This window comes from Bacillus sp. M13(2017) (genome assembly GCF_002218325.1).
Lineage (GTDB): Bacteria > Bacillota > Bacilli > Bacillales > Bacillaceae_G > Bacillus_A > Bacillus_A thuringiensis_K.
Map to the genome: position 1 here is coordinate 364,767 of NZ_KZ268502.1, position 25,831 is coordinate 390,597.

The window sequence follows — 25,831 nt, forward strand, 5'->3', positions numbered from 1 at the left end:
CTTTCTTTCCTATACCTTTGAGCTCGTGTCATTTTCACTTTAAGCGTTTGTTTTGAAATGAGAGACGAGAACTTCAAGTTCTTGTACGATTGTTTTCATTTCAGATGATTTTTTAGCCACGATACTCATTTTGTTTACTTGATCACCAGCCGAGTGTGCGGTTTGTGATGTTTCTGCAGCAACTTCGTTTGAAATAGAAGCGATATTATTTAAAGCTGCGTTCATTTCTTCAGAGCTTGCAGCCATCTCTTCAGCAGTTGCAGACATTTCTTGCATTTGCGTAGAGACTTTGTTAATGTGGTTAACAATTTCTGAGAATGAAGATCCGGCAGTACGAATAACAGCAATTCCTTCAGAAGCTTCTGCTTGACCTTGTGTCATCATGTCATTTGCTATTTTTGTATCGGCTTGAATTTGATGCAGTAAATGGTTAATGTCAGTTGCGGCTAGTTGAGATTGTTCAGCAAGTTTTCGAACTTCATCGGCAACAACAGCGAATCCTTTTCCGTGTTCACCAGCACGAGCTGCTTCAATAGAAGCATTTAAAGCGAGTAAATTTGTTTGGTCGGCGATATTCGAAATAGATTGAAGTGCAGTATCTATATGATTTGTATGTGTAATGAGTCGCTCAACTACTTGTGATGTAGCGTTAACAGCTTCGTTAATTGTATGCATTTGTGTAATAGATTTCTCAATGACTTTATTCCCATCATCTGCTTTTTCTGACGTTGTGACAGCTAAACTAGTAACAGAAGAGGCGGACTCAGCGATACGCTGAACACTCGTTGCCATGTCATCCATCGCGGTTGAACTTTCTTCAATGCTAGAAACTTGTGAACGAATATTGTGTTCAAGAGCATTCATAGTTTCTTGGGTTCTTGCGGTATTTTCCATAGAAGCGGTTGTTTCGATAAATACATTTTCGGAAGCTTCTTTTACACTTGTTGATGTTTGTTGAACTTGTTTTATTATATGCTGTAAGTTAGTGAGCATTTGATTAAAGGAATTTGCAATGTCACCAATTTCATCTTTACTTGTTACGTGTAATCTAGCCGTTAAATCTCCATCTTGAGAAGCTAATTCTTTTAACTTCTCATCAATTTGTCGAATTGGTTTAACGAGTTTACCAGAGAACCACCATGCTAATAAGATAGACGTTAATGTACATGCAATGAGTGAGAAGAAAATAATATATTGAATAAGTGATGAAGAAGACTCGACGTCAGCAATTAATGCGTCACGTTTCTCATTTTCTTCATTTGTATATTTATTAAAACGACCTAAAAGATCATTTACATAATCTGTTTGTGCTAAAGCAATTTTAGATGCTTCGTCCCATTTTCCTTCACGCGCAAGAGGGAGTACCTCATTATCTATGACGCTACGCCATTTTCCCCCCATTAAAATAGCTTCTTTCATTCCTTCTGGGAGCTTCTTGTCACTTGTTACTTTCTCTCTAGTATCAGCTAATTTTTTCCCTTCTCGGTTGAACTTATCTAATCCTTTTTGATCATGTGATAGTAAATATTCTTGTAAACCAGCAACTTGTGCTTGGAACCAATCGCCACGTTCTTTTAAAATCGTCGCTCTTTTTGATACATCATTTTTTAACGTTTCGATTTCACTTGCTTGATTCATGGCGAATGAAAGAATAACAATAAGAGCAATGCTAAATAAAGAAGAAATGCTTAAGAGTGTGAACAGTAGTTTTTTTCGAATACTAACATATTTCATCGTTACCCCTACCCTCATTTAAACTATTTATTATGATTTATAGATTTTTAAAACGAAATTAATAAAAACATTATTATGAAGTTATTAATCTGTTCAATGAAAATTATAGCAGATAATGGAAGGAGTCAGATTGGTATTAGAAAAAGTTCTTAAAATGTATACATTTGCATATCATAAAATTCATAAATAAATATTAGAAATGCTATTGAAATTTGAAATGACATCATGTATACTTCTAATTAGTTGATAACGATTATCAATATCAACTAAAAACATTACTCTTCGTTATGTTGGTCATACCCCTTTTTGACGACGTAAGTCAGAGACGAAATGTTGAAATATCTTGTGTCCTATTCTACAGAATTATGGTAATCTCCAACCTCAACTTATATGCGTGAGCATGCAAAAGGATCCTATCCGTGAAGGGATCCTTTTTTGCATGCTGTCGCAATTATTGTATATAGACCAGGGATACGTTCTTCGATTCCTTCTGGTGCAGTAGAAGGGAAGACCCATCTTTGATGGGGCCCATGTTCTTCAACTAGTTTTTCAATTTTAAAACGTTCTTCCGCAAGTGTTGTAATGATTTCTCCTAGCGTCCAGCGACGGATGGTTGTTTTAGGTAACGATTCTTTCTGTGGTTCTGTAAGAAGGATGCTATAAGCAACATCATCTTCAATTAATTCTTCATCAAAATAATTTCCATTGGCCTGAAATGATGGGTGGTTGACTCCTAATAATTTCGTGTAAACAGGATGATAGTCACGAAGGATAAGCATTCCATCTCGCTTAAGTAAAGTAGCAATTTTTTGAAAGAGTGGTTTTAAATCTAGAAAGTAATGAAGTACACCAAGCTCCAGCAATACGATATCAAATGATTTGGAGAGATTTACATCTAGTACATCAGAAACGATGTAATGAATAGAGACGTCTGCGGCGGCAGCAAGTTCATTTGCATATTTTGCATTACTCGCTGAAATATCAACAACTGTTACGTCAGCTCCTAAAAGGGCGAGAGCAACACCTTTATTTCCTTTTGAGCCGAGTAAATTAATAATACATTTTCCTTTTGGAGATTGTATGTAAGGTAAATAATGTGCTACCTCGCGCGTGGGATCTTCCATAATTTTTTTCGCATAACCCTCCGGCGCCCCATGGCGATTCGTCCAAGCTTCATAGGCAGCTGCATTCCAGCTTTTTTCATTTATAGTGCTTAGTTGTTTTTGGTTCAATGTTATCACTCCTTTTGTGAACGTATAGGTATTCGGTGAGAGGATGGGATTTCCTTTTCTTTCTGGATAAAAGTTTGATTTTTCTGTGATTAAGTCGTACAATACTTGTTATACGTAAAAGCGTTGAAAAGGAAAAGTAGGATGAACACATTCTTTCCAGAGAGCTTCGGTAGCTGAGAAGAAGCAAGAATATTCATTTGAACAATGGCCTTTGAGCTTCGTCCTGAACTTATCAAATGATAATAGTAGGCGGCGACGAGAGTTGGTACTCGTTATCAAAACCACAGTATAAGAGCATAGAGCTCCGTACTTGTTAAGGCTAATTATGTGAGTAATTAGCGAAATAAGGTGGTACCGCGACTGTTTATACAGCCCCGCCCTTATCTTTTTTAAGATAAGGGCGGGGCTTTTTATATTTTAAAGGAGGAATATAAGATGAGTATTTTTATTGGAGGCGCTTGGCCGTATGCAAATGGTTCGTTACACCTTGGCCATATTGCAAGTTTATTACCAGGAGATATTTTAGCGCGTTATTATAGGGCAAAAGGTGAGAATGTGTTGTATGTTTCAGGGAGTGATTGTAATGGAACACCGATTGCAATTAGGGCAAAACAAGAAGGTGTGACAGCGAAAGAAATTGCTAATAAGTATCATGAAGAATTCCAGAGATGTTTTCATGACCTAGGTTTTACCTATGATTGCTATACACATACCGCTAGCGAGCATCATCATGAAACGGTTCAAAATGTTTTTTTACGTTTATTAGAAGAAGGCTATATTTATAAAAAAACAGTGGAACAAGCATATTGTGAAACGTGTACGCAATTTTTACCGGATCGTTATGTAGAAGGAATATGTCCGCATTGTCATGAAGCAGCAAGAGGAGATCAATGCGATGCGTGTTCAGCTATTTTAGATCCACTCGATTTATTAGAAAAGAAATGTAAGTTATGTGGTAGTACACCATCTGTACAGGAAACAGAGCATTTCTATTTCGCGTTGCATACATTTCAGGAGCAAATTAAAAGGGCTGTAGAAATTGCCAAACAAACAGGGACATGGCGCGACAATGCGATTCAACTAACAGAGAGATATGTAAAGGAAGGATTACTAGATAGGGCCGTATCACGTGATTTACCAATTGGGGTACCAATTCCAGTAGAAGGGTATGAAGATAAGAAAATTTACGTATGGATTGAAGCAGTGACAGGCTATTATTCAGCGAGTAAACATTGGGCTGAAAAAACAGGGAAAGATGATCAAGAGTTTTGGGATAGCGAAGCGAAAACATATTATGTGCACGGAAAGGATAATATTCCGTTTCATTCCGTCATTTGGCCAGCGGTATTACTTGGAATAGGGGAAGGAGCAAGCCCGCGTCATATCGTTTCGAATGAATATTTAACAGTTGAAAAAAGAAAATTATCTACAAGTAAAAACTGGGCAGTATGGGTGCCTGACATATTAGAACGCTATGATCCAGATTCTATTCGTTACTTTTTAACCGTCAATGCACCAGAAAATCACGATACTGATTTTTCATGGCGGGAATTTATTTACAGTCATAATAGTGAATTATTAGGTGCATACGGGAACTTTGTGAACCGGACATTAAAGTTTATTGAAAAATATTATGGTGGTATCGTGCCGAAGGGAAGTATTGAGGTAGAGCTGAAAGATAAAGTAGAAGGATTATATAAATATGTAGGAGAGGCGATTGAGCAAACTCAATTTAAGGTGGCGTTAGAGACAATATTTGATGCAGTCCGTTTTGCAAATAAATATTTTGATGAAAAGCAGCCTTGGAAACAACGAGAAGATGATCCAGTTTCGTGTGAAGAAATGATTTATAACTGTGTGTATCTTATCGCTAATTTTGCAAATCTCCTTGAACCGTTTTTACCATTTTCAAGTGAAAGGGTTAGAAACACATTATCGATTGTGAAACGAAATTGGGAACCTCAAAATACGTTGCCAAGTAGAATTGATAGCGTGCAGCCATTATTTGAGCGAATCGATGTAAAACAAATTGAACATGAGATAGAGAAGCTGTATGGAGCGGTAACGTGAAATATAGAAAAAGACCTTTCAAGTAAATGAAAGGTCTTTTGTTATGCAGTATGATTCTCTTTCTTATCTTTCAAAAAGAAAAGTACAGCAAGGATTACAAGAATAATAGCTGCAATATCATACGTTATTTTAAATGTAGTATTAAAGTTTAAGTACTCTACGAAAGGAGTTTTCACTGCTCCTGCATATATACAAACGGGAATGAGAAGTAAATCGTAAAATTTCTTTTCTTTCATATATCTTATTAGGAAGAAGATACACATAATAGCAAAAAATACGATGCTTAAAATAGTCATTTATACCTCCAGATAAATTCTGCATTTTTTTCAAGCGCTATGCACGCGATTATGTTTCCTTGCTTTCCTAGCTGTAAGCAGCTGGGGAGTGAAAATCCCAATCAATATAAAAATAATTCCAATCCACTGCATGAATGTTACGACTTCATGTACAAGTGTAATAGAAGCGATAATAGCAGTTGGTAATTCAGCTGCACCTAATATTGTACCGAGTCCTGTTCCAACCTTTGGTACACCGATTGAAAAACAAATGACAGGTACAACAACGCCGAATAATCCGAGGAAGAAAGCATATTTCCATAGACCGGCTTGCAGGGCACCATCTGTTAAAAAGGTTGGCGGGAAGAATAGACATACAATAAGAGTCGCACTTGTTGTCATAAGAAAGCTTTTCGTATAAGGCGGAACATCGGTAGCAACGCGTCCGCTTGCAAAAACATAGAATGAAAAAGAGACGGCAGCTAATAGTCCAAATATAATCCCTTTCGTAGAAAAACTTTGTCCGAGGCCTTCAAATACACCACCTGCAAACAATGTACCAGCAAATAAAATAAGGATAGATATGATCTTATCGCGGCTTGGAAATGTTCGATTTGCAATGGCTTCGATAATGACACCAATCCAAGTGAACTGAAAGAGTAGGACGACAGCGATAGATGCGGGTAGTTCTTCTACAGAAATAGCGTAGAAAATCCCCGTCATACTCATTGTTGTTCCGACGGTTAGTAATGAAAAGAATTGTTTTTTTGTTACTTTATGACGTGAAAAGAAAAGAACGAGTAGAAGAAGTCCAATCCATCCGAAGACATATTGTCCTCCTAATAGTTGATGTGCTGAAAATCCATTTAGGAATCCGAGTTTGAAAATAGTTGAAAGTATGCCGTAGCTGCAAGCACCAAATAAAACGAGCAAGGAATATTTAAACTTCTCCATAAAAAATCCTCCTTTTAAGTAATAAAAAACGCCCGCTATCCAAATAAGGATAACGGGCGAACGAAACAGAGTAAGATACTCTACAAAATTCCGCCACTCACACATGAAGTATGAGTTTGGGGTATGTAATTATAGTGAATGTTACATTGCTTTTGGGAATACAATGGAGCATTTTACACCTTGAGCTGTGTTTTGTATCCCATAAGGAAACTGATGTTTATCTAATATTTGTTTCACGATATATAATCCAAGACCACTACCTTGTACTAAACCATGTTTGCCAGGGTTTGCGCGATAGAAAGGCTCAAATAAATGAGCAAGTTTATCTTCATCAATTTGCGAACCTGTATTTAATACTTCTAATGCATAACCGTTTGGTTTTTCATAAAGTTTTACATATACATGCTGATGGTCAATTGTGTAATGAATTGCATTTGAAATGATGTTAAAAATAGCAGTTTGAATAAATGTAGGATCAGCTAAAACCTGTACATCTTGTTTAATGTTAGATTGAACATTTAATTGCTTTACAGATACGAAATAATCTACCTTCTTCATAACGTCCTCAATAATGTTAGTTAATGAGATAACTTTTAAATCTGGTTTAAATTGAGGGTTCTGTATTTTGGATAATTCCGACATTTTTTCCGTTAATATGTTAATGTCTTGCATCATTTCATAGGAACGTTTTAAATATTTATCTCTATCTTTATAAGCTCCAATCCCGTGAATCATGCCATCTAGCTGTCCCATAACGGCTGCGATTGGTGTTTTTAATTCATGGGATACCATAGACATAAATTCTTTACGAGATTGCTCTAATTGTTTTTCCTTTTTGAGCTCATTTCTTAAATCTTGATTGCTTGCATGTAAATTCTTCACAATATTTGGTACTTGTGAAGCGGCTACTTGCAAATTAAAATCTGTTTGATCTGTATTTTTGTTAAGTAGCTTTTTATCTGAGAAATCAAGGTTCATAATATCTTTTAAAGCATCGCTCATATATTGAAAAGGTTTGGCAATTAGTTTTGTATAAATTAAAGATCCGAGTAGTGATAATGCAAGCATTGTCGCGCCAATATGTGGAGCTAATTGCTGCAACGCATCTGCTAACTTTGGATTATCATTTGTATCATTTGTTTTACTTGCTGCATTTTGTGTATGTAAGGCATCATTATTAGCAGCTTTCTTTTCTGCTTCTATAGGCAGATTAGAAGTGCTATTTTTCCCCGAAAGATTTTGTGTATGTTCTTTTGCCTTTGCAGTTTGGCTAGGCTGCAAAAGGTGATTGATAGCCGTAGAAAGAGATTTATAATCTATAATAGAAGATTGGAAATTAGAAATGCTCCCCTTTGATACAGCTTTATTTTGCGTCGTTTTACTTTCGTCGTTTTGCTTATCTGAATCGGCCTGTTCTGTAGTCGGCGTTCCATTTTCTTTTGCAAAACGTTCTTTATCGTAGTTTGAAGCTAGAAAGTAAATCATTTGATAAAGACAAAGTGATAAAAGAATACAAAATAATAAGGTTTTGATGAAAATATTTTTGGTGATGTTGTCTTTGCTACGATTCGATTTTGTAGCCAATGCCTTTCACCGTTTTAATATAAGGAATTCCTAATTTTTTTCTTAAGTTTTTAATATGTGTATCTATAACTCTTACATCACCATAATGTTCATAGCCCCATACCTTATTCAACAAATCACTTCTTGATAATACTTTTCCTCGATTTTGCAGTAAAGTATAAATAATTTCAAATTCTTTTGTTGTCAATTCAATTTGATTACCATGAACATAAGCTGCATATGCTGTAGAGTTTAACATCAATTCATGGAATTGTAGTATAGTTGCAGCTTCTGCTTCCTTCGTTGCTGCTCTTCTTAATACAGCCTCTACACGCTTAATAAATACAGTGTAATGGAACGGTTTCGTAATATAGTCATCAATACCTAATTCAAATCCTTTAATTTCACTTTCTTCATTATGTAAGCCTGTTAACATAATGATTGGTACATCAGATTGTCCTCGCATAATTTTACAAATACTATAGCCATCTATATCTGGTAACATTACATCGAGGAGGACAAGATCGTATGAATTTTTTTGGAAAAGAAGAATACCTTCTGTTCCAGCACCAACTACATCAACGGTAAAGTTTTGTGCCATTAGAAATTCACGAATAAGTTCTTGTATATCTGGGTTGTCTTCAATCACCAGTATATGCGTCATAGTAACACCTCCTAAATAACGCTTTTTACTGCAATATTCGAATTCATCATTTTTCGAGTGACTCAGATTGTTTATACATATAATAAGCCCCCGCTATAAAATAATCATGAAGGTAGCAAGGGGAATAGTTTAGTGTTACTGAATAGTTCAGAATTACAGTAGTTCTATTATAGTATGTATTATAAAATTTATAAAATATTATAACTGTATAATTTTAATATCTACGTTTATCAATGTTTAGACATTAGCTAATCAAATCTATTCCTATTATATATGTAAATACAGTTGTTTTGCTACTGTAAATGAATAAATAAAATAAGCCAAGACATAAAATTCTTGGCTACACATAAATCTTGTTTTTAGGCTATTTTACAGTGACGGTAGCTTGCTGCTGAACGCGCTCAAATAACCAGTGTATATCATTGTTATACATACGAATACAACCAAGTGTTGTCCATTTGCCGATTGCTTGAGTATTGTTAGTTCCGTGAATCGCATAAGTTGTTCCGTAAGTTCCTGCCATATTTAATCCAAGCCAACGGTCACCAAGTGGATTACGTGGATCGCCGCCTTTAATTTTGCCTGTATAATAAGGGCGGTTTTTAATTTTATTTACGATTTGAAAAGTGCCTTTAGGTGTAGGTGTTGCTGCTTTTCCAGTAGCGACAGTAAAACTTTTTATAAATTTTCCATCCTGATAATAATCCATTTTATTTAACTGAGTATCTACGATTAATTGATCTTTCGTTGTAGCTGCCTCTGTGCTAGCGAATGGAAGAGTTAAAAATCCTAATGATAATAGTGCGCTTAATAATAATTTTTTCATTGTTATTCTCCTTTTACTATCGTAATAGTCTTACATACAATGAAGTTGTAATCCTCGTAATGCTTTATTTACATTTTCATCTAATGTTTCAAAGAATGTAGTGATTTTGCTGTTATGTTTGTTGTTATCAATAAGTAATCTTTCATTTAATAAAAGCTCACCACGTAGTCCAAAACTTTGAACTTGAATATTTAGCTCATCTTCATTTTCAGAAATGATTGGTAAGAAATAGTGAAAAGCTTTTGTTGGAATGATGTAGCTTTTGCCAATCATGCTTTCTTGATTTGAATTAATCCATTTTTTCGTGACAATTTTAATATTCTTTTTTGAAACGATAAAAGATAGTGTTGTAGATTTTGTTAAACTTACGTCAAATTCACTTGTTTCACATATTTGTAAATTAAAAACGGTTTCATTTTGATGAGATTCAACATTTGTATTAATAAAATCGTGCATTTTATATGCTTCCATTTCGTATTCACCCTTTTTTCAATTTCGAAAAACGACTTATATTTATTCAAATTAATGCTTAGTCATATATTGGTTAAATTTTTCAACAAATTCCGATATAATCTTACAATACGTATATGAAGCTAATATGAAGTTAGCATGAGTTTGTGATGGTTTTTTATTGAGAACAAAATAAGAGAGGTTTTTTAGTGCTAAAAAATGGATGAAATCTGCATGTTATTAATGTACCTTTTCGCTATTTCGACTTAAAAAATGATTTTTACTATTTAATAAAGAACGAAAATCATTAGTGTGACCCTTACAAAAATGTAATAAAAATGTAAGCTATTGTGATAGTTATTTCGACAATTTTTTTATACAATAATAGTAAGAAGTTGTACGTGACTGAAAGGAGAGATGACATGGAATGGATTCATGAATTATTTCAGCAATACGGGTACTATGTTGTACTTGTCGGCTTGCTGTTAGAATATATTGCACTTCCGTTTCCGGGAGAGCCAACATTAGCATATGCGGGATTTTTAGCACATAAGGGTGATTTAAGTTTACCGATTTTAATTATTCTATCCTTTATTGGGACAAGTGTAGGAATGACGATTCAATACTTTTTAGGAAATAAATTAGGTATGCCTTTCATTCAAAAGTATGGAAAATACGTATTTTTAACACAAAGAAAAATTGACTTAACGAGAATGTGGTTTGATAAGTATGGGTACTTCTTAATTTTTATTGGTTTCTTTATTCCTGGTGTACGTCATTTCACAGGATACTTTGCAGGAATTATTAACTTACCATTCCGTCGTTTTGCCATTACAATTTACTCAGGTGCTCTATTTTGGGTATCATTCTTCTTAATTGGTGGTTACTGGTTAGGTGGCAACTTACATGATATTTTTGGGGCGCTAGAAGGTCACATCGGTAAAATCATTTTTGGGGTGATTGTGATTGTAGCGGTTACGTTAGGTATTCGTTTCCGTAAGCAGTTAAAACGAGTATTACTACAAAACGCAAGTTAATATGAAATCCATTCTATGTCAAAATTTTGAAAGGCAGTGCAGACGCACTGCCTTTTTTATTTTATGTTCCAGTTTATTTTTAATTTTCCTTTTAACTGGTGTCCGCTAACTATAATGTAGTAAGTTCCGGTCTTAATTGCTGCGAAATGGTATGTATTAGGGCCGACTGAAGCTAAATAATTTTCTTCCTCTTGAAACTCACTAGCCATTTTTACGTCTCCCATGTAGCCATCTGGATTTTCAGCTTGTGATTCAATGGTGAATTCTAATATGTCACCTCGTTTTAGCTCAATGGGGACTTTATGTTCACCACTAAAATGTTGAAAAGATGCTTCGAAAGAGTTATCTGTTATTGTTTCGACCCATTGCTCTTTTGATGTTCCAACCTTTTCTAAATCAATAAAGTTGATTGTGATAAATATAATAAGCATAATGCCTGGGACGACATATTGTATCCACTTAAATTTTGTTGCTATAACTATACATAAATAGAAAAAAAGAGAACATAATGCTCCAATTGATCCGAGGTACAAGAACTGTGTTAGACTAGCTTCTTTAAATATTAGGAAGGGAAGAAAAAATAAATAGCCGCAAAAAATATAAAGGAATAATGTCTTTAGTCTTGTATGTGTTTTTAATTTCAATTTATCGATGCAAATAGAACAAAAAATTGCATATGCAGCAAGAATAGGAACGAAGGGAACATATAGTAGTTCGCGTAATCCAGTTAAGAAACTATATAGTGTTGGTTGACTAGTTGTTAAGAGAAGCGTGCTAATAAGTAATAATAACAAGAAAGCTGCTGTAAGCTTAGTAAGAATGTAAGAAAAGGTAGATGTTTTCTTCATATGGAATCTCCTTTGTTTAATATTTCACATTCATTATATAGGTTATTTCTATCATAAGATATCCTTATTTTTGTCAATTATCATAGTCGTAATGACAATTATAATTGACAAAAATAAGGATATTATTTACAATTTTAATTAAATAAATGAAAAAGAGGGAAGACATGAAGCTTCAAAATCGAGTGAGGGAATTGCGAGCAAAGCATCGTTTATCACAAGGGGATTTAGGGAAAGCGATTGGATCATCGCGGCAAACGATTAGTTTAATCGAGCGTGGGGATTATGCGCCATCTATCGTATTGTCGTTAAAAATCGCAAAAATTTTCAACGTATCGGTGGAGGAAATATTTACGTTAGTAGAGGGGGAAGAGGACGATGAAGAGTAAGCGAAAAAAACAATTTGATTCTGTAGGGAAAATAGCATTAAGTATGCTGGGTGGTTTTTTAACGTCTTATATAGCTTTAAATTTACTCTCGGATGAACCGAGAAAATTATCATCCAATACATTTATAGGTATATGTACTATTTTTGGAATCTTAATGATGTACTACACTTGGAAGAATACACGTATGTTAGCAGAGGCACGCGATGAAGAAGAGAGCGTGCAAGGCAGAAAATTAGGCATTATAAGTATATATTTACGTGTAGGTGATATAGTTACGCAGGCATGGTTTGTATATGCAGTTATTACATGTAGACGTGCACTGTTGCAAGATACAAATGTTTCATTTGCGGTGTGGAATTTAGTAGCTTCTATTGCTTGTTTAACTACTGTAGTAATTATCGGACTCATAACAAAAAATCGTTATAATAAGCTATATCCTGAACAAGGTGTAACATATATGGAATCTATGAAAATGTGGACGAAAAACGCAGATGAAGGATTAAAGCACATTGTGCATGAGGCTGGATATAAAGCATATGAATTTACGAATACAATATTGGCATATGTATGGTGGGCTGCTGTTATATATACAGCTGCTAGTGATATCGATTTTGTGTTAATTGGTTTAATCTCATTTATTTGGATATTGCATCTCGGGAAGTTCATGTACGAAATGCAGAGAAAAATGATTTATTAAGGGGAGAAAAAGGTGGATATTTTAAGAAGGCCAGCTGGCTCAATGACAGTGGCGCTAATTCTGTCCATTTTATACGGAGTAATCCGAACTGGGAAATTAGAAGTAATTTTGAACCTGTGGGCAATAGTTGGGATTGCATTGTTAGTGTTAGCCATTCATGAGCTAGGGCATGTAGTATTTGGTGTAATAGGTGGTTTGACATTTAAATTTATAACAGTAGGACCCATTACTATTCAAAAAGAAAAAGGAAAATTACGCATTCGAGAAAATAAATTATGGGCGTACTTTGGAGGCGTTGCAACATTAGTACCACCTTCTATAGAGACACCGAATCTTTCGAAAAAATGGGCTTGGCTCACTTTAGGTGGACCGATTACGAATTTACTATTTGGTATTACTTTTGGTTACATATACATGGTAAGTTATTATCAATATCTTTTATATTTTTCCTTTTTCCATTTTGCAATCTTTGCGGTTACAATTGTGCCGATAAAAGGAACGCTTATGAGTGATGGGATGCAATTTCTTATTTTAATTAAAGATGATGAAAGAGCTAGAAATCATTTATATGAGATTCAAATATCGAGTGAGTTATTTAGTTATAAAAGACCGAAAGATTGGGATGAAAGATTAGTAGAACTTAGTGAGGAGAAAATAAAAGAGAATAAAGAGATAAGAGAGATAATGAGTAGACTTATGCTTGTCTTTTTTGCTCGTGCAGATCAAGAGGGAATGGAAAGAGCGATACCGCATATAGAACGAATTGTTCAACTACCTGTAACGAAAGAAAATAAGTTTTTCGTTAGTAGTTTTCATAGTTGGTACCTTTTATATAAAGCACTTTATGAGATGGACAGTCTTTCTTTGCAAGAAGCAAAGGAACATGCAAAGGCCATTACAAAAATGGATCTAAACGGATATTACCGTACAAAAGGAATTATTAAATATTTAGAGGGCGATATGGAAGCATCCCGTACTTATATGAGGAAAGCTGATAAAGAATTAAAGAGCGCCGAGAAGAGTGAAATGGGATATTTACAATTAGAGAGAGAATGGTTTGAGCAGCTAAAGAAGAGGGTATCTTACGATGGGTGAGGTATCCTCTTTTTTCTATGTCATCTTATGCCGTTCCATAAACAGCCTAGGGCGAGTAAAATAAGATAAGAAGAGCGCAGCTTGGAGGAAGTAAATATGGAAATTTTATCAATTATTTTGATAGTCTTGCTCATTTATGTTGTTTTTAAAGTGGCATATGTAGCATTAAAGATACTCGCGATCCTATTAATTATCTTTTTAATCGTAGAGTTCGGCAGTAAGTTGCTTGGGGGATAGGGTATGTTGTACGTTTCGAGTGTCGAAGATTGTCGTTAAAACGATATTTTGTGCCGAATCGTTGATATAAGTGGAGAAACGATCGATATATTTGAAAAATCGTTGATATATTTAAGTGAATACGAAGTGGGGTATGTGGAAAAGAAGTTGCCGTTGGGTAGCTTCTTTTTATTGTGGTGACGGGGTATAGAGCATAAATAGGTTGCCGAAAATTGTCGGTAAGTCGATATAATGTGTCGAACCGTCGATATAATGAAAAAATCGCTGATATAAGTGGGGAAATCGCCGATATATTTGGAGAATCGCTGATATATTACGGTAGATACTAACCGGGGTATGCAAACCAACATAAAAAAGCTGGAAGAATTCCTTCCAGCTTAAGAGTTACTTTCAATTTGGCGACCGCTATCTTCTTCATTGTCTTGTAATAGGTTGAATACGTCTGCTAAGCAGAATGCAATGAACCAAGTCCATAGACCGTGGAAGAAAGCTGAGCTTAATTGAAGTGGTAATGTATAGTTTGTCATTGAGTAGGAAATACATCCACCAACGATTCCGATCATTGTTAATAACATTGTTTTTTGAGCATTTTCTTCTGGATTGAAGAGGAAGTAAATGTATCCGCCTAAAATTGAAGCGCTTACAAGTGTTTCGATTCCATTAAAAATGATATTCTCTCCAAGCTGAGTGTTTGTCCAGAAGCAGATTGTTCCGCCGATAATAGCAAACAGGACAGCTATTGTATATCGTATATATTGATTCATATGTTCATCTCCCTATGTAATAAGATGATTTGGAAGTCAAAAAGGTAGGTATAGTATATTGAAGTGAGTTTTAATTGTACGTATCTTTTTATAAAAAGATCATTGAAGAGTAACTAAGATGATCGGTTGTTTAAACCGTTACGTGTATGGTGTCTGAAATATACCCGACTGCTCGTTTCTTTTTGCTTGTAAAATAAGAGAAACTTCCAAGTCTATATACTCTTTTTTTGTGAGTCTGCTTTCATTATAACACATTTAGGGACATAATAATAGAATTATCTGATTTTGTAATAAGTGTAAAAAATAAAAATCGCAAGGAAATACCATTAACGGTGCAGTTTAGTGGAAGAAGGACTTTAATTTATTATGATGAAATATGTAATCAAGGTGAGATCTAAGAATGAGGCTTAAATACTATAAAAAATGTTTTATAGCATGAATGTAAGGGAGGAGAGCTAACTTGGAGTTCACAACAGAAAGATTAATAATTAGACCTTTTAAGAGTACTGATTTACAGGATGTATTTGCTATTTATAATAGTGATGATACATGTAAGTTCCTATTACATAATAAGTGGACTCATGAAGACATGCAGAAAAGATTTAATAAGAAGCTAGCAAATAATGTACTTACTAAAGAATCAATATTAAGTTTGGCAGTTATATATAAGGCTAAAGTAGTTGGTGATTTATCTGTATGGTACACAAATATGAAAGACACTGTTGAGATTGGTTATAGTTTTTCAAATGAAGTAGCTGGGAGAGGTTTGGCAACAGAAGCAGTAAGTAGTTTAGTATTGAAATTATTTAATGAATGTAATGTACATCGTATACAGGCTAATCTTGATGCACGTAATACAGCTTCACAAAAATTGTGTGAACGAATAGGCATGAGAAAGGAAGCACATTTCATACAAGATTTTTGGAATAAAAATGAATGGACAGATAGTATTGTATATGGAATGCTATCCTCCGATTTGTAGTAATAAACTTAGTGATTTTATTATGCTAAAAGGTGCGTTAGTTGAATAACAAAGGGCATAACATATTATATATGACTAATATGTTATGCCCTTTAATTTATTACCCTTTTTTATATACGTTTGAAACGGCCGACAATTTCAACTGTTTCAGTAATGTTCATAAATGCTTTGTTATCCACTTGACGGATAATACGTTTCATTTCGCCTAACTCATAGCGAGTCACGACAGTGTAAATCATTTTTTTCTTATGGTTTGTATAGCCGCCGACAGCGTCTACCATTGTCACCCCGCGTATACCGTGATGTAGTAGTGCGCTTTTTATTTCCTCGCCTTTTTCTGTAATAGTCATTATCGTTAATTTAATATGTTTCGTATGCACAGCGTCGATAACTTTGCTGACTACAAATCGACTAATTAACGTATAAAGTGTAATATCCCAACCGAAAATAAAACCTGCTGCTACAAGTAAGATTAAGTTGAATACAAATATGATTGCTCCAATTGAAACATCTCGATATTTCGCTACAATCAATCCAACAACATCAAAACCACCTGTTGAAGAAGCAAATCGGAATATAATTCCTGAAGCTGCTCCGCAGATAACACCACCGAATACAGAAGAAAGTAAAATATCGTCTGAAACTTGGTGTACCGGGATAATGTTCATCGCTAACGATGATACAGCTACAAAGTACGCTGTTAAAAAGGTTGTCTTCTTGCCTAAGTAAAAGTGACTTAAAATAAGAAGAGGAATGTTTAGTAAAAAGATAAGTGCACCGATATTGTAGTGCATTAAATAACCGATAATCATCCCTACACCAGCGAACCCACCGCTAATCATATTATGCGGGATAAAAAACATATTCATAGAAATTGCATACAAAATAGAAGCTATAAAAATAACAACCAACTGTATGATAAATTCTAAGTGAAATGTTTTCGCTGCTGGGAAGGATAAAAAGGCGGTGTCGGGAACGTAATCGGCGTCTCCTAGTTGACCCATAGTATGTTTCATCTCCATATTCATTTTTGATTACAAGAAGAGAATAAAGGTTTTTTCAAAAACTGGCAATAGTTTTATTATAATGCAAAAATTTTATAAATTTCTAATAAATCAAGCCTATTCATTGATGTGTGTGAATATACTAAAGAAAGCGAATACAATGTTTCTTAATTATTATTTTCTTGAGAAAATATGCAAAATGCTTTTTTTGAAAATAAAAGGAAATAGAGAATGTTTGCTGAATGTGCTAAAATGACCTTATTAAGGATGTGAAGCGATGGAATTTTTATTGCAGGATGCAATTCTATATATATCGTTTGTAACGACAGCACTTTGTTTATTAGAAGTTTTCTTCCTTGCTAATGTTTCTCGCTTTGTGCGTCAACAAGCATCAAGCGGTAGACAAAGAGCTTTTGCGTTAGTTGATACATGTGAAGATAGTGCGGGAAATGTACCGCTATTTTCTATTTTTTATAAATATGGAATGATTCGTTCTGTACGCAGACAAGAATCAAGTGAAGAGAATGACGAGGTCGGTCCGTATACACCAATGTTTCGCTAAATAATTACGAAACATTGGAGGAATGAACATGTTAAAATCATACCGAGCTGTGCTCGTTAGTTTATCATTATTACTTGTTTTTGTTTTATCTGGTTGCAGTAATGCGGCCCCAATTGATGCACATAGTACTGGGATTTGGGATCATTATTTTGTATATCCAATCTCGTTTATGATTCAATTTGTTGCGCATCATATATCTGGAGCTAGCTTTGGGATTGCCATCATTATCATGACGCTCGTTATTCGTTCAGCCATGATTCCATTAGCTGTTTCGCAATATCGCAGCCAAGCGAAAATGAAGAAAATGCAACCTGAATTGCAGAAGCTAAAGAAAAAATACGGTGATGTAAGTAAAGATCTTGAAAAACAAAAACAGTATCAAAAAGAAATGTCAGAACTAATGAAATCAGGCGGTTGGAATCCACTTGCTGGTTGCTGGCCAATTTTTATACAAATGCCGATTTTCTCTGCTTTGTATTATGCGATTAGCCGAACAGAAGAGATTCGCACATCTTCGTTTTTATGGGTGAACTTAGGACATGCAGATCCATATCATATATTACCGATTATTGCAGCGTTAACGACATTTATTCAAATGAAAGTTTTCCAATCTAATATTACACCTGGAGAACAAGTACAGATGCTAAAGATGCAGCAAATTATGATGCCGGCAATGATTCTATTTATGGGGTTTGCGGCGCCATCAGGACTTGTATTGTACTGGATAACAGGTAACTTATTTACAATGACACAAACAATTGTATTAAGAAAAATAATGGAACGTGAAGAGTTACAATTACAAAAAGCATAGAGAAACACCGCTCATCACGAGCGGTGTTTTTTATTTGAATCGTTAAGGAAATTTTAAGGAACCAACATTACTATAGGTGATGTATACGAAAGTGTACATGCTTTAGAAATATGAAGGAGGAAATTTCCTATGAAGAAGAAAACAGTTGGGTATTTAGCGATTGCAGGTGCTTTATCATTCGGAATCATTGGAGGAGTCGGTATTCCGGCATTCGCGGCAACGAATACTCCGGCAACAGATCAGCCTGCAAAAACGGCGAAAAAGGATTTGGATGACGCTACAAAACAAAAAGTAAAAACAATTATGGACGATACAAAGAAACAGTTAGAGGAACTAGGTGTAAAGCTTCCGGAGAAAGAAAAACGTAAAGACATGTTCCCAGGATTAGATGATCAAACGAAAGAAAAAGCGAAGTCAATTTTAGAGCAAGAGAAATCTGGAAAATTAACGCATGAGCAAGCAAAAGAGGAATTAACAAAGATAGGCGTGAAAATGCCGGAGAAGGGTAAGCATGGAGACATGTTTGCAGGATTAGATGAACAGGCGAAAGCAAAAGTGAAGTCGATTTTAGAGCAAAAGAAATCTGGAAAATTAACGCATGAGCAAGCAAAAGAGGAATTAACAAAGATAGGAGTGAAAATGCCGGAGAAGGGTAAGCGTAAAGACATGCTTGCTAACTTAGATGAAGCAACAAAGAAAAAAGCAAAGTCTATTTTTGAACAAGAAAAGTCCGGAAAATTAACGCATGAGCAAGCAAAAGAAGAATTAACAAAACTAGGTGTAAAACTTCCAGAGAAAGAGAAGCATGAAGATATCTTTGTGGGATTAGATGAAGCAACGAAAACAAAAGCAAAAGCGATTTTAGACAATGAAAAGAAACAATTAGAGGAATTAAATGTGGATCTTCCGCATCATAAAGTGAAACTTTAATCAGTGGTGCATTTCCACTGATTATTAGCCCTCACCAATCGGGCTTTTACGGGGCAAGTTTTTTTATGAAAAAAGAAGATAAATAATGGATTTATGTATCTTTCGTGGGGCAACCGGAAGGTACGTGCGAGGACCGATTTCTACTTATAGAAATCGGTCTCTTTTAATGATTCAATAAAATTCTTTTCATTGTTAGTATGTATCCGAAGACGCAGTAGAAGATTGCAAAACCGATAAACACTTCCGTATATTGATATTTACCCAATACGTAGAAGGAACCAGCTGGTATAATAGCTACCGCTAAAATGCTATAACCAGGATACTTGTGCCGATGCATGATAGCGAATAGAACAGAGAGACATGTAGCGATGATACAAAAGACAGCAATCATTATTGATGCACCTCCTAAATGGAATATACCATTTTTAGGGAAATAGAGAAGTTTTGTATCTTCTGTTATAATATAAGAAGAGAATTCTTTCTTATGTTATATAAAAAATATATTGATTTTTTATAACAATTCAATATAATGAACAATAACTACAAAATTCGACATCAAGAAGTGATGATGAGGACACGATCAATTTTTTACGATTCTCAGAGAGGGAAGCCTTTGGCTGTGAGCTTCCTAATACGGAAAAATAGATTACCACCTCTGAACTGCAGCAGTGAACGAATATCTAGTAATTGCTTGCCGGCAAAAACCGTTATTTAGACTTGAGAAATTGGTGAAGTGTGTTACTTTACGAATTGAAACAAGGGTGGAACCACGAATACAACACTCGTCCCTTTTTTAGGGAGGAGTGTTTTTTTATTTCATTTTTGCATCACACTAGGATTGGAAGGAGGATACGCAGCATGCATCATGATGAGAAGAACAAAATTGGTTTAACAGTAGCACTTTCTATCGTAGTAGGAACGATTATTGGATCTGGTGTGTTCATGAAGCCAGGGAGCGTATTAGATTACTCGGGAAGTTCTAATATGGCCATTCTTGCTTGGGTAATTGGTGGTCTATTGACGCTAGCGAGTGGTTTAACAGTAGCTGAAATTGGAGCGCAAATCCCGAAAAATGGTGGTTTGTATACGTATTTAGAGGAGATTTACGGAAGTTTTTGGGGATATTTATCAGGTTGGATGCAAACAATTGTTTATGGACCTGCTATTATCGGAACATTAGGCTTATACTTTAGTTCTTTAATGATTAATTTTTTCTATTTAGATAAAGCATGGAATTTACCAATTGCAATTGGAACGGTTGTGTTCCTTGGCGTTGTAAATAGTATGGGAACAAAATACGGAGGTATCGTTCAAACAATCACGACAATTGGGAAGATGATTCCGATTGTGTTAATTGTTGTGCTAGGTTTTTGGAAAGGGAATAGCGATATCTTTAACGTAGTTGTGCCGATATCGGAAAATCAAAGTATCGGTATGGCAATTTTAGCAACGTTATTTGCTTATGACGGCTGGATTTTACTTGCTTCAATTGGCGGGGAAATGAAGAATCCAACAAAGTTATTACCGAAAGCAATGACAGTTGGGATTTTAATTGTAACAGCTGCATACGTATTAATTAACTTGGCGTTATTAAATGTATTACCAGCAGCGAAAATTGTAGACCTTGGAGAAAATGCAACAGCGACAGCTGCCGGCATGCTACTTGGAGAATATGGCGGGAAAATTATTAGTATCGGTATTATCGTTTCTATTTTCGGTTGTTTAAATGGAAAGATTTTAACGTTCCCACGTATCCCGATGTCGATGGCAGAACGTGGACAACTTCCATTTGCTAAGTTTATTGCAAAGGAAAGTCCAAGATTTAAAACACCAGCAAATGCGATTACTGTTGAAATCATTTTAGGAATTATTTTAATGATTATTAGTGATCCAAATAAGCTATCTGAGATTTCCGTATTCATTATTTATATTTTCTATGTGATGACTTTTATTGGTGTCTTCATTTTAAGAAAACGTAATAAGAATAAAGAGCGTGCATATAGTGTACCGTTATTCCCAATCGTACCAATTGTTGCGATTTTAGGTTCGCTTTTTGTAATCGGTAGTGCGATTATTAACGATCCAGTAAGTTGTTTTTTATCAATTGGAATTGTATTTACGGGACTTCCGGTGTATTGGTACTTGAATAAGAAGAAAGAAACAGAATGATGGAAGGGTAGGCGTATAATACGCCTACCTTTTTTACTGCAAAAAAATTATACTTGCGTCCACTTTCTATTTTGGTTACTATAGTCGTAGTAACCAAAATAGAAAGCGTGGGGAAAGACTTGAATTTTCGTGTTTATATTTTAGCTATCGCGGCTTTCGTAGTCGGAACGGTTGAGTTAATTATAGGAGGAACGCTCGATTTAGTTGCCAATGATTTAGGAGTATCTATTAGCGCAGCTGGTCAGCTTATCACAATATTTTCGGTAGTATTTGCTTTGTCAGGTCCAGTTTTATTAGCTGTGACAGGGAAGTTTGAAAGAAAAACATTGTATGTTGGAGCATTATCGATTTTCTTAATCGGAAATATCATTTCGGCATTTAGTGTAAATTACGGAATGTTAATGTTCTCAAGGGTTATTTGTGCGGCAAGTGGTTCATTAATTATTGCACTATCGGTAACACTTGCTTCTAGTGTAGTGGAACCGCATTTTCGTGCGCGTGCAATTGGAATCATTTTTATGGGGATTAGCGGATCACTCGTACTTGGAGTACCGCTCGGTCTTGTGCTCGGAAATGCATACGGATGGCGTGCGCCATTTGTATTAATTTCGATATTAACAGTTATGGCTATTGCTTGTATTTCATTGTTCTTAACGAAAGTACCACCGACATCGGTATTATCAATAAAGAAACAACTTGCTACTTTAAAAGATAAAAAAATTGTAAGTGCACAGTTAACATCCTTTTTATTTTTAACGGGTCATTTAACACTATATGCATATTTAACGCCTTTCTTAAAGGATGTCATGCATGTTGAAGCAAACTGGATTAGTGTGTTTTACTTCATTTTCGGAATCGCAGCAGTAATTGGCGGCGGATTTGGTGGATGGCTTGCTGATAAATGGGGGTCGAAGAAAAGTATTATCTCGATTATTATCGTATTTGCATGTGCAATCTTCATGTTGCCATTAATGACATTCTCATTCCCGCTCTTCATCATTATGATGGGACTTTGGAGTATGCTGAGCTGGGCGGTTTCACCAGCACAGCAAAATTATTTAATTGAAATTGCACCGGAATCAGCTGGTATTCAGCAAGGTTTAAATAACTCTGCGCTTCATTTAGGAATTGCACTGGGTTCAACAGTAGGTGGAGTTGTTATTGAAAAATCATCTGTTATATATAATGCTTGGGTAGGCGGTGGCTTTATTATATTAGCACTACTTTGTGCGATTTTCTCGATTACAAGAGGACGCTCTACTCAGTTCGTGAAAGAAGAATCTATCGTTTGATAGGTTCTTTTTTATTTGTAAAAAATTGCAGGTTTTAGTAGAAAGATGGAGAAGGTGTATATAGCGAGGTGAGGTATATGTATACGAATTTTTCAATTATTGGTCTTCTAATTTCAATGCTCCCTTTGTTTCTTATTATTCTTGCACTTAGATGGGTTCGTTTCATCTATAAAAATTCTGAGAAACAGGTAGAGCAAAATGAGAAAATCATTGAGCTGTTGATGGAGATAAAGGAACAAAACGAAAAGGAGTCTAAGTGAAAAACTAGACTCCTTTTTATTATTTAATTAGTATCTTAATTTCATTAACAAACTCTTAATTTCCTCATCTTCCATAAAGAGATCGTGGTGCTTCTGGGTGATCTTTGCAAGTGCAACGTCGTGATAGAAAAATTCTGTAAAGAACTTTACGAAAGGTTGTGACATTGTTTTCATCGCTTGCCATGACTCTTGTTCTACGCCAGCAAATAAAATTTCACGATCGTCAACGATGAGTAGTAAGTAGCGCTCTAATGCATTAGGCTCTTCAGCTGGGATTAGAAAATGCATCTTTTCTAAGTCTGTTTCTACTTCTCCAACAATAAGGGATTCAATTTGAACACCTTGTTTTGCTTTTTGTTCTAGTAAAGGGAGATATTCTAAAAGAGTATCATTCCAAGCTGAAATACGGATTGATTCTTTTGCACTTTCAATGAGTTCTTTACTTTGAACTCGAATAGAAGATTGCATTTTTAAGCTCCACACACGGTCATCTGTAAATGATTTTTTTGATATATTTGTTTCCAGTTCTTTAATATTTGATTGGAATTCTGTCGTTAATTTTTCAATTGCTAGCTTTAGTGGTAATGCTGTATACAATTTTTTCTTTTCTGAAACAGAATCCATTACCATTCCTTTATCGATTAGGCGTGCGAGTACTTCATATATTTTTGCTTTTGGAACACCTGAATGCTTCACAATTGTTGTAGCATCTAACGGTTCATTGCTTGATACGACAACTTCATAAGCTTGGCTTTCATATTGTGAGAAACCGAATTTTTGTAACATAGTTACCTCCGAACGAATGAGATTATATTTTAAGGATAATGAACTATTTGTTTTTGCACAAGTGGTAGTCCGTTTTCTAATTGTATTAAGGTGAGAATTAATTTCAATTTTTTAATTTTATCTATTATACTTAATATAATGATTAATAAGATTTTAGTTTAATGCGAAGGGGATGCTAGGGGGAAGATGTTAAGAAGTTTACGTTTAAAAATTGCGGTAGTGTTTTCAGTACTTATTTCTATGATGTTCGTAATATTGGGTACAGCTGTGTATCAATTACAGAAAGAAAAGGAAGTGCGTTCCTTAGACGAGTATTCTCAAAATGCGATGGATCTTGTGACAGAGCAACTTACGACATTTGTTCAAAGAACGGATGAAGATATGGGGTATTATGCGAACAGTGAGATGATTCGTAATATGCTTCAAGGTGGGGTTACTCCAGAAGAGGAAGCGTTTTTAACGAAAGAGTTTGCAGAGTATAAAAAGAATCATCCTGGTATTTTAGATTTATATATTGGTACGAAAGATAAAAAAACATTAAGTGCCAATCTTGCTGAAGGTGGGCAAGTGCCAGAAGGATACGATCCAACGACAAGACCATGGTATAAAGATTCAGAGGCTGATGTAAAAAAGGTCCATTGGGGACAACCTTCTTATGAAATTGCAACAGGAAAGTTAAGTGTAGGTGTTTCTAAAGCAATTACAGCTCAAGATGGGTCTGTATTAGGTGTTGTTGCGATGGATGTATCGCTTGGGACGATTCAGAAGTTGCTTCACAATATTCAATACAATAATGACGGAGAAATGTTTATTATAAATGATAAAAATATGGCTCTTGTTTATCCAGAAAAGATAGGGAAAGATGTTTCTAAAGAGCCACTTATAAAGAGCTTAAATAAAGAGGTAACAAAATATGCGGTCACTACAATAAAAGGTGAAGATGTAGTTGTTTATAGTCAATCATTTGATACGATGAAATGGACGATAGGAATCTTTTATCCGAAAGAAACGATCGATGGGCTATTAAATAGTACAAGAAATACAGTTATTATAATGGCATGTATTAGTTTATTAGTTGGAATCGTAGCTTCCTACTTGTTCTCAAGAAGATTAGCAAGACCACTGCAACTATTAAAGAATCACGTGCAAAAAGTAGCAGAAGGCGATTTAACGCTGCGAATGAAAGTGACAAGTAAAGATGAAGTTGGAGAGTTGACGAAGCACTTTAATGATATGGTTGAACAAATGAATGAAATGGTAAGTAAAATTAAAAACAGCGTATCAACGGTGCAACAATCAACGAATAGTTTACATTATTTAACGAACGAAACAGTAGCGGCTAGTAGAGAAGTGTCAGGAGCAATGGATGATGTGAGCGGAGGAGCTTCTACTCTTGCGAATAGTGTGGATGAAGTTTCAGCTCAGCTCGAAAATATGGCGGAGTCAGTGGAACAAATGAACAGCTCTGTTGATGAAATAAAAGGAGTGGCTGGCAAAGCGGAAGAGGCATCTAAGCAAGGATTAAATACAATGAGGAACTTAGTTCGTACGAGGGGACAATCATCTTCAATTGTTGTTCATACAGAAGAAGCATCGGGTAAGTTAGAACAAAGAGTTGGATCTATTCAAAATGTGGTTGAGCTTATAAAAGGTATTTCGGATCAAACAAATTTACTTGCTTTAAATGCTTCGATTGAAGCTGCCCGTGCAGGTGAGCAAGGTAAGGGATTTGCGGTTGTTGCTGAGGAGGTTCGTAAATTAGCGGAACAATCAAAAGAGGCAACTGGAGAAATCACAACGATGATTGGTGATGTGCAAGTAGAAGTAAAAAGAGTTGTAGAAGTTGTAAGTAAATTGAAAGATATTGCAGATGTGCAAAATAAAGTGACGACAGAGGCGGAAATAGAGTTCCGGACAATTATGTCAGTTGTAAATACGATTAGTACTTCAGTTGAAAAAATTGTAGCAGAGGTACATAACATAGGTTACGAGCAAGGGGAAATTACAGCGGTAATGCATACAATTGCTGGTACGAGTCAAGAAAGTGCAGCTGTTTCTGAAGAGGTACATGCTGCAACGGAATCACAGGTGAATCATTTAGAAAAGGTAGCTCACACGATGGAAAGTTTGACAGAACATATGAGAGATTTAGAAAGATTAGTCGAGCAGTTTAAAGTGGAAGAGTAACATATTAGTAAAATGA

At 35.2% G+C, this 25,831-nt stretch carries 27 protein-coding genes and 2 other annotated features; of the genes, 14 read left to right on the forward strand and 13 right to left on the reverse strand.

Going from position 1 to position 25,831, the window contains the following annotated elements; translation table 11 throughout:
* Nucleotides 1–39: 39 nt before the first annotated feature.
* Both CGQ22_RS10995 and CGQ22_RS11000 read right to left on the reverse strand, forming a co-directional pair.
* Nucleotides 40–1,734 carry a methyl-accepting chemotaxis protein gene (locus CGQ22_RS10995; protein WP_089148698.1) on the reverse strand — a complete coding sequence of 565 codons (1,695 nt, stop codon included), beginning with the start codon at nucleotides 1,732–1,734 and terminating at the stop codon, nucleotides 40–42.
* Nucleotides 1,735–2,147: 413 nt separating this feature from the next.
* The gene (locus CGQ22_RS11000) at nucleotides 2,148–2,966 is read right to left on the reverse strand and encodes a class I SAM-dependent methyltransferase (protein ID WP_001072236.1); all 819 of its coding nucleotides are present in this window, start codon (nucleotides 2,964–2,966) and stop codon (nucleotides 2,148–2,150) included.
* A 114-nt stretch (nucleotides 2,967–3,080) separates the two neighbouring features.
* Nucleotides 3,081–3,351: a binding site (T-box leader), on the forward strand.
* A gap of 50 nt (nucleotides 3,352–3,401) precedes the next feature.
* Between CGQ22_RS11000 and metG the strand changes: the two genes are divergently transcribed.
* The gene (gene metG / locus CGQ22_RS11005; protein ID WP_089148699.1) at nucleotides 3,402–5,036 is read left to right on the forward strand and encodes a methionine--tRNA ligase; all 1,635 of its coding nucleotides are present in this window, start codon (nucleotides 3,402–3,404) and stop codon (nucleotides 5,034–5,036) included.
* 41 nt (nucleotides 5,037–5,077) lie between these two features.
* Here metG and CGQ22_RS11010 read toward each other — a convergent pair whose 3' ends face one another.
* From CGQ22_RS11010 to CGQ22_RS11035, 6 genes are all read right to left on the reverse strand, one after another.
* The gene (locus CGQ22_RS11010; protein ID WP_000154129.1) at nucleotides 5,078–5,332 is read right to left on the reverse strand and encodes a hypothetical protein; all 255 of its coding nucleotides are present in this window, start codon (nucleotides 5,330–5,332) and stop codon (nucleotides 5,078–5,080) included.
* A gap of 30 nt (nucleotides 5,333–5,362) precedes the next feature.
* The gene (locus CGQ22_RS11015; protein ID WP_000410490.1) at nucleotides 5,363–6,265 is read right to left on the reverse strand and encodes an EamA family transporter; all 903 of its coding nucleotides are present in this window, start codon (nucleotides 6,263–6,265) and stop codon (nucleotides 5,363–5,365) included.
* Nucleotides 6,266–6,406: 141 nt separating this feature from the next.
* Complete coding sequence (locus CGQ22_RS11020; RefSeq protein ID WP_000201969.1) at nucleotides 6,407–7,849, reverse strand: sensor histidine kinase; 1,443 nt, start codon at nucleotides 7,847–7,849, stop codon at nucleotides 6,407–6,409.
* Nucleotides 7,827–8,492 (reverse strand): response regulator transcription factor, encoded by a 666-nt coding sequence (locus tag CGQ22_RS11025; protein WP_000148833.1) that lies wholly within the window; start codon nucleotides 8,490–8,492, stop codon nucleotides 7,827–7,829. The genes CGQ22_RS11020 and CGQ22_RS11025 overlap by 23 nt, the downstream gene beginning before the upstream one ends.
* A gap of 364 nt (nucleotides 8,493–8,856) precedes the next feature.
* Nucleotides 8,857–9,318, reverse strand: coding sequence for a L,D-transpeptidase (locus tag CGQ22_RS11030; protein ID WP_089148700.1), 462 nt, complete (start codon nucleotides 9,316–9,318; stop codon nucleotides 8,857–8,859).
* Nucleotides 9,319–9,348: 30 nt separating this feature from the next.
* The gene (locus tag CGQ22_RS11035) at nucleotides 9,349–9,789 is read right to left on the reverse strand and encodes a DUF3978 family protein (RefSeq protein WP_000388768.1); all 441 of its coding nucleotides are present in this window, start codon (nucleotides 9,787–9,789) and stop codon (nucleotides 9,349–9,351) included.
* Nucleotides 9,790–10,190: 401 nt separating this feature from the next.
* On the opposite strand from CGQ22_RS11035, the gene CGQ22_RS11040 reads away from it, so the two are divergent.
* Nucleotides 10,191–10,805, forward strand: coding sequence for a DedA family protein (locus CGQ22_RS11040; protein ID WP_000454751.1), 615 nt, complete (start codon nucleotides 10,191–10,193; stop codon nucleotides 10,803–10,805).
* Nucleotides 10,806–10,861: 56 nt separating this feature from the next.
* Here the strand turns inward: CGQ22_RS11040 and CGQ22_RS11045 are convergent, their stop codons facing one another.
* Entirely contained in the window at nucleotides 10,862–11,653 is a 792-nt protein-coding gene (locus tag CGQ22_RS11045) for a hypothetical protein (protein WP_000753815.1), read from the reverse strand.
* A gap of 164 nt (nucleotides 11,654–11,817) precedes the next feature.
* Here CGQ22_RS11045 and CGQ22_RS11050 point away from each other — a divergent pair, with 164 nt between their 5' ends.
* The 4 genes from CGQ22_RS11050 (at nucleotide 11,818) to CGQ22_RS11065 (ending at nucleotide 14,068) form a co-directional block, all read left to right on the forward strand.
* A complete protein-coding gene (locus CGQ22_RS11050; protein ID WP_000776161.1) occupies nucleotides 11,818–12,039 on the forward strand; it encodes a helix-turn-helix transcriptional regulator in 222 nt (73 codons plus the stop codon).
* A complete protein-coding gene (locus CGQ22_RS11055) occupies nucleotides 12,029–12,736 on the forward strand; it encodes a DUF3169 family protein (RefSeq protein ID WP_046946676.1) in 708 nt (235 codons plus the stop codon). Before CGQ22_RS11050 ends, CGQ22_RS11055 begins: the two co-directional genes overlap by 11 nt.
* Nucleotides 12,737–12,778: 42 nt before the next feature.
* Nucleotides 12,779–13,831: a site-2 protease family protein gene (locus CGQ22_RS11060; RefSeq protein ID WP_002164230.1), complete on the forward strand. Its 1,053-nt coding sequence runs from the start codon at nucleotides 12,779–12,781 to the stop codon at nucleotides 13,829–13,831.
* 96 nt (nucleotides 13,832–13,927) lie between these two features.
* Nucleotides 13,928–14,068 carry a DUF3985 family protein gene (locus CGQ22_RS11065; RefSeq protein WP_000404758.1) on the forward strand — a complete coding sequence of 47 codons (141 nt, stop codon included), beginning with the start codon at nucleotides 13,928–13,930 and terminating at the stop codon, nucleotides 14,066–14,068.
* A 377-nt stretch (nucleotides 14,069–14,445) separates the two neighbouring features.
* On the opposite strand, the gene CGQ22_RS11080 is transcribed toward CGQ22_RS11065, so the two are convergent.
* A complete protein-coding gene (locus CGQ22_RS11080) occupies nucleotides 14,446–14,832 on the reverse strand; it encodes a DUF3938 domain-containing protein (protein ID WP_001077773.1) in 387 nt (128 codons plus the stop codon).
* A gap of 460 nt (nucleotides 14,833–15,292) precedes the next feature.
* Between CGQ22_RS11080 and CGQ22_RS11085 the strand changes: the two genes are divergently transcribed.
* Nucleotides 15,293–15,814 carry a GNAT family N-acetyltransferase gene (locus CGQ22_RS11085; protein WP_000397304.1) on the forward strand — a complete coding sequence of 174 codons (522 nt, stop codon included), beginning with the start codon at nucleotides 15,293–15,295 and terminating at the stop codon, nucleotides 15,812–15,814.
* A gap of 110 nt (nucleotides 15,815–15,924) precedes the next feature.
* On the opposite strand, the gene CGQ22_RS11090 is transcribed toward CGQ22_RS11085, so the two are convergent.
* Nucleotides 15,925–16,818 (reverse strand): YitT family protein, encoded by an 894-nt coding sequence (locus CGQ22_RS11090; RefSeq protein WP_000530032.1) that lies wholly within the window; start codon nucleotides 16,816–16,818, stop codon nucleotides 15,925–15,927.
* Between the two features lie 277 nt (nucleotides 16,819–17,095).
* Between CGQ22_RS11090 and CGQ22_RS11095 the strand changes: the two genes are divergently transcribed.
* From CGQ22_RS11095 to CGQ22_RS11105, 3 genes are all read left to right on the forward strand, one after another.
* On the forward strand, nucleotides 17,096–17,380 hold the full coding sequence (locus CGQ22_RS11095) for a hypothetical protein (RefSeq protein ID WP_000394930.1): 285 nt from the start codon (nucleotides 17,096–17,098) through the stop codon (nucleotides 17,378–17,380).
* A gap of 28 nt (nucleotides 17,381–17,408) precedes the next feature.
* Nucleotides 17,409–18,191 (forward strand): membrane protein insertase YidC, encoded by a 783-nt coding sequence (yidC, locus tag CGQ22_RS11100; protein ID WP_000920540.1) that lies wholly within the window; start codon nucleotides 17,409–17,411, stop codon nucleotides 18,189–18,191.
* 129 nt (nucleotides 18,192–18,320) lie between these two features.
* Entirely contained in the window at nucleotides 18,321–19,121 is an 801-nt protein-coding gene (locus tag CGQ22_RS11105; RefSeq protein WP_089148701.1) for a hypothetical protein, read from the forward strand.
* A gap of 163 nt (nucleotides 19,122–19,284) precedes the next feature.
* Here the strand turns inward: CGQ22_RS11105 and CGQ22_RS11110 are convergent, their stop codons facing one another.
* Nucleotides 19,285–19,512: a hypothetical protein gene (locus CGQ22_RS11110; RefSeq protein ID WP_000562230.1), complete on the reverse strand. Its 228-nt coding sequence runs from the start codon at nucleotides 19,510–19,512 to the stop codon at nucleotides 19,285–19,287.
* Between the two features lie 165 nt (nucleotides 19,513–19,677).
* Nucleotides 19,678–19,914, forward strand: a binding site (T-box leader).
* Between the two features lie 65 nt (nucleotides 19,915–19,979).
* On the opposite strand from CGQ22_RS11110, the gene CGQ22_RS11115 reads away from it, so the two are divergent.
* From CGQ22_RS11115 to CGQ22_RS11125, 3 genes are all read left to right on the forward strand, one after another.
* A complete protein-coding gene (locus CGQ22_RS11115; protein WP_000546304.1) occupies nucleotides 19,980–21,290 on the forward strand; it encodes an APC family permease in 1,311 nt (436 codons plus the stop codon).
* A 107-nt stretch (nucleotides 21,291–21,397) separates the two neighbouring features.
* Nucleotides 21,398–22,582: an MFS transporter gene (locus tag CGQ22_RS11120; protein ID WP_139032804.1), complete on the forward strand. Its 1,185-nt coding sequence runs from the start codon at nucleotides 21,398–21,400 to the stop codon at nucleotides 22,580–22,582.
* Between the two features lie 77 nt (nucleotides 22,583–22,659).
* On the forward strand, nucleotides 22,660–22,842 hold the full coding sequence (locus CGQ22_RS11125) for a hypothetical protein (protein WP_000288473.1): 183 nt from the start codon (nucleotides 22,660–22,662) through the stop codon (nucleotides 22,840–22,842).
* Between the two features lie 27 nt (nucleotides 22,843–22,869).
* Here the strand turns inward: CGQ22_RS11125 and CGQ22_RS11130 are convergent, their stop codons facing one another.
* Nucleotides 22,870–23,628, reverse strand: coding sequence for a TrmB family transcriptional regulator (locus tag CGQ22_RS11130; protein ID WP_000939477.1), 759 nt, complete (start codon nucleotides 23,626–23,628; stop codon nucleotides 22,870–22,872).
* A 186-nt stretch (nucleotides 23,629–23,814) separates the two neighbouring features.
* Here CGQ22_RS11130 and CGQ22_RS11135 point away from each other — a divergent pair, with 186 nt between their 5' ends.
* A complete protein-coding gene (locus CGQ22_RS11135) occupies nucleotides 23,815–25,815 on the forward strand; it encodes a methyl-accepting chemotaxis protein (protein ID WP_089148703.1) in 2,001 nt (666 codons plus the stop codon).
* Nucleotides 25,816–25,831: the final 16 nt, after the last annotated feature.